This is a genomic window from Ruminococcus sp. (genome assembly GCF_017650195.1).
Lineage (GTDB): Bacteria > Bacillota > Clostridia > Oscillospirales > Ruminococcaceae > Ruminococcus.
Window position 1 is genome coordinate 1 of sequence record NZ_JAGCFH010000331.1, and the last position, 4,264, is coordinate 4,264.

The 4,264-nt window shown below is 47.3% G+C and carries 4 protein-coding genes; 3 read left to right on the top strand and 1 reads right to left on the bottom strand.

What is annotated here, in order from left to right; genetic code table 11:
• A partial coding sequence (locus tag J6U00_RS15080) for an acyl-CoA dehydratase activase (RefSeq protein ID WP_296583267.1) occupies positions 1-2,042 on the bottom strand: 2,042 nt, incomplete at its 3' end.
• Between the two features lie 280 nt (positions 2,043-2,322).
• On the opposite strand from J6U00_RS15080, the gene J6U00_RS15085 reads away from it, so the two are divergent.
• The 3 genes from J6U00_RS15085 to J6U00_RS15095 form a co-directional block, all read left to right on the top strand.
• Positions 2,323-2,793, top strand: a complete 471-nt coding sequence (locus J6U00_RS15085) for a sigma-70 family RNA polymerase sigma factor (protein WP_296583269.1) — start codon at positions 2,323-2,325, stop codon at positions 2,791-2,793.
• Between the two features lie 73 nt (positions 2,794-2,866).
• Complete coding sequence (locus tag J6U00_RS15090; RefSeq protein ID WP_296583271.1) at positions 2,867-3,604, top strand: zf-HC2 domain-containing protein; 738 nt, start codon at positions 2,867-2,869, stop codon at positions 3,602-3,604.
• Between the two features lie 237 nt (positions 3,605-3,841).
• Positions 3,842-4,264: alpha/beta hydrolase (locus J6U00_RS15095; protein WP_296583273.1), on the top strand; the 423-nt coding region annotated here is incomplete at its 3' end.

Sequence of the window (4,264 nt, forward strand, 5' to 3'; positions counted from 1 at the left end):
AGCTGCTCGTAGAATCCCAGTGCAAGGGGAAGTCCCACTGTTGCTCGGAAGCGTTTTGGCTGATGGGTCTTCACGGTATTGAGTATACTGTCATACTTGAATTCATAGAGATTGGGAACAGTATTTTTATTGGCTGCTCCGCCGCCTTTTTCGCAACGGTTTCCGGAAATAAACCTGCGTCCCTGACCGAAGCTGATTATGTTCAGCTGACAGTGCGCAGTACAGCCGCCGCAGTTTGCAGAACGTGAAGTATAGCTGAAGTTTTCCAGCTCCTCTGCGGATATGAGTTTAGAAGGCTGTCCATCTGCTCTTTCCTTTGCGTAGAGGGCACAGCCGAAAGCTCCCATAAGTCCGGAAATAGCCGGACGGATAACATTCCTGCCAAGCTCCTTCTCGAAAGAACGGAGCACAGCATCATTAAGGAAGGTACCTCCCTGTACAACTATATTCTTTCCAAGATCGTCGGGAGAATTCGCACGAATTACTTTATATATAGCATTCTTGATAATAGAGGATGACAGTCCCGCGGAAATGTCCTCAACGGTAGCACCGTCTTTCTGAGCCTGCTTTACGGAGCTGTTCATGAATACGGTACAGCGCGAGCCGAGGTCAACAGGGTGCTCTGCAAATAGTCCAAGCCGCGAGAATTCGGCGATATCGTATCCGAGAGCCATTGCGAAGGTCTGTATGAATGAGCCACAGCCCGAGGAGCAAGCCTCGTTGAGCATTATGCTGTCGATGCTCTTGTTTTTTATCTTGAAGCACTTGATGTCCTGTCCGCCGATGTCAATTATAAAGTCAACTTCAGGGCAGAAGTAAGCCGCAGCCTTGAAGTGGGCGACTGTTTCAACTATACCGTGGTCTATGGAAAGACCAGCTTTTATGAGGTCCTCGCCATAGCCGGTAACAGCCGAGCCCTTTATGGTGATTCCGGGGTTCATCTCGGAGTATATCTTCTTCACCTGATCGGCTATCTTGTCGAGGGGCTGTCCCTGATTTGAGGAATAATGGTGGTAGAGCATACGTCCGTCATCGGTTATGAGCACAAGTTTCGTGGTGGTGGAGCCTGCGTCGATGCCAAGGTATGCGTCACCGGTGTATGTGCGAAGATCAGCGTATTTCAGGTCGAACTTCTTATGCCTGTCAATAAAGCCCTCATACTCTGCCTGAGAGTTGAAAAGCGGCTCTCCCGTTACAATATCATCAGAGGCTTTTGCGTTCTGAATCTTTTCAATAATGTCATCTATGGCGAAGGCGTCCTCGGCTGTAGCCGCATATACAGCACAGCCGTAAGCTACGAATACGGGAGCCTCCTGTGGAAATACCGCATTGCTGCCGTCAAGTCCTAAAGTTTTTACGAAAGCCTTTTTAAGTCCGTTCAGGAAGAATAGAGGACCTCCGAGGAAAAGCACCTTTCCCTCGATAGTACGTCCCTGAGCAAGTCCGGAAACGGTCTGATCGACCACTGCCTGAAAGATACTTGCGGCAATGTCCTCACGCCTTGCTCCCTGATTGAGAAGGGGCTGTATATCCGATTTTGCGAATACTCCGCAGCGCGAAGCTATGGGGTATACCTTCTGGGCGTGGAGGGACAGTTCGTCCAGCTCGTCGGCAGTAATGCCGAGAAGGGTAGCCATCTGGTCTATAAAAGCTCCCGTGCCGCCTGCACAGGTGCCGTTCATACGCTGTTCAACGCCGCCTGTGAGGAATATGATCTTTGCGTCCTCGCCGCCAAGCTCTATAACTGCGTCAGCGTCGGGCTGCTTCTCCTTTACGGCAAGAAAAGCTGCGTGTACCTCCTGCACGAAGGGTATGCCTGCAGAATTGGCAAGTCCGAGACCTGCCGAGCCTGTTATGCAGACAGTGAACTCCTCGTCGGGATAGTCCGCCTGTATTATTTTAAGCTGATCCGTGACGGTCTCCTTTACCTTTGAAAGGTGGCGCTGATACTTTGAATAGAGTATCTCCCCGTCGGCGTCGGTTATTACTGTTTTTACAGTGGTCGAGCCCACATCTATGCCGAGAGAATATTTATTTGACATTTTACACCTCAGTAGAAGTAATCATACAGCGGATACCTGTGTTCCGCCGACATCTTATTATTATACCATTTTTATATATAATTGTAAAGTGTATTTTCGCAGTAATTCTGCACAACGGTTGAAGATGTGCGAAGAATATGATATAATTAGCGTATATTCGGTACTTATCAAGTATAGCACGAAAGGTCTGCAATGTCAATTTGAAAAATTTTCTGATTTTCTGTAACGAATCAGCTTTTGCTGCAACTAATATATGAACGTTCGGAAAGGAGGCGGTGTCGTGTCGTCGGATATGGAGCAATACTACAGGGAAAACGGCAGAAAGGTGTTCCTGTACCTCATGACCCTCTGCGGCAATGCCGATACCGCCGAGGAGCTCACTCAGGAGACCTTTTACCGTGCTCTGCGGTCGCTTAAAAAGTACAAGGGAGACAGCTCCGTATACACATGGCTGTGCAGTATCGCGCGGAACGCATGGCTTGAGGAGCTCCGCAAACGCAGGAAGCATACAGGCGAGGAGATAACAGAGCTTGTCGAGGACACCTCTCCACGTCCCGACGAGGAAGCGGAGAGCGAGGACAGCCGTATCCGCCTGCTGAAAAGGATACATTCCCTGCCGGAGACGGAAAAGGAGATAATACTGCTGAGAGCCACGCAGGAGCTGAACTTCCGTGAAATAGGGGAGATATTCGGGAAGTCAGAAAACTGGGCGCGTGTTACCTACTATCGCGCAAAGCAAAAGCTGCTGTAGGGAACGCCGCCCGTCGACGATAAAATATTTATGCGGGCGTCCAAAGGGCTCCCCTACAAAAAGGAGTGATCTTATGAAATGCAATATCGTGAGAGACCTTTTGCCGCTGTACTGTGACAAACTCACCTCTCAGGACAGCAACGAGGAGATAGAAAAGCACCTCCATGAGTGCGGGGAGTGCAATACCGTCTATGAGAGCATGAAACAAAAGGAAGATGATATAAAAGTCCCCGACAAGGACGTAAAACCGCTGAAAAAGGTAAAAAAGCGCACAAAACTCAAAGTTATCGGAGCTGTTTTAGGTACAACTCTGGTGATGTTCGTAGCTTTCATGCTTATTTTTGTAGGTGGTATCCCCATAAGCAGGGATAAGCTCCATTATATAGTGAAAGCACGGGAAGTCCATTTTTATTTTGTAAAACTTGAACCTGACGAGAATGGATTAGAACGTGAAGAATACCGCGCAGATTACATGGATAATTACTATCCTGTTCCCGAGGGCACAAAGGTCTGGACGGCACATGAGCTCAGTATTGATTTCAAGGCAGACTGCAAAATCATAAATGAGGTTATGTATCGTGATGATGATGAAGAATATCAGGGTGATGATGAGATACATCTGAATACATTCCACGACCATGTGTGGTATTTTCCCGTAAAAAAATTACCCTTTGGTCTGAGCCGGGATACGAATGAAGCTTCAATGGATTATGTGACTGTTGCAGAGGGCGATACCCTTACTATCCATTATCTCGGTAAAAACGAGACTCTCGACCTCTGGGAGCTTTATCAGAAAACTGTCGAACAATAACATCTTTCGGACGGCAATTGCCGTCCGATTTTTTTGTTGACAATAAATTCCGTAAGTGATATAATAAATTATATATGTATATTTGCGGCTGTATGCCGTATATGATATATGAGTGAAGAGTTGAGAGTTGAGAATTGAGAGCCGATAAGCTTTTTAAAATATATCTGCGAAGCAGACACCACCACTCTCCACTCTACACTCTCAACTCTCAACTTAAGAGATACGGAGATAATAGAATTGGAAAAAACAGTCAACGGTTTGAAGATAAACTACGAGGAAAAGGGCGAGGGCGACCTCATTGTACTGCTTCACGGCTGGGGCAGCAATATCACCCTTTTCGCCAATATGATAGAGCTCCTCTCGAAGAAATACAAGGTCGTGGCTATGGATATGCCCGGCTTCGGCAAGAGCGACGAGCCCAAGGAAGTATGGGACGTGAGCTCATACGTACAGTTCGTCATCGACTTTCTTAAAGACTATGACACAAAAGAAGTAATGCTTCTCGGTCACAGCTTCGGCGGACGTGTCATCATAAAAATGCACAGCCGTGATGATCTGCCTTTCAAAGTGACTAAGGTCATACTGGTGGACAGCGCAGGCATTATGCCTCCAAAATCAAATAATAAGAGTTGGCTCACACGGTATTATAAAATGGGAAAG

Coding starts and splice junctions, on each gene's coding strand:
- J6U00_RS15090 (WP_296583271.1), top strand. CDS start 2,867: ATGAAATGCAATATCGTGAGAGACCTTTTGCCGCTGTACTGTGACAAA.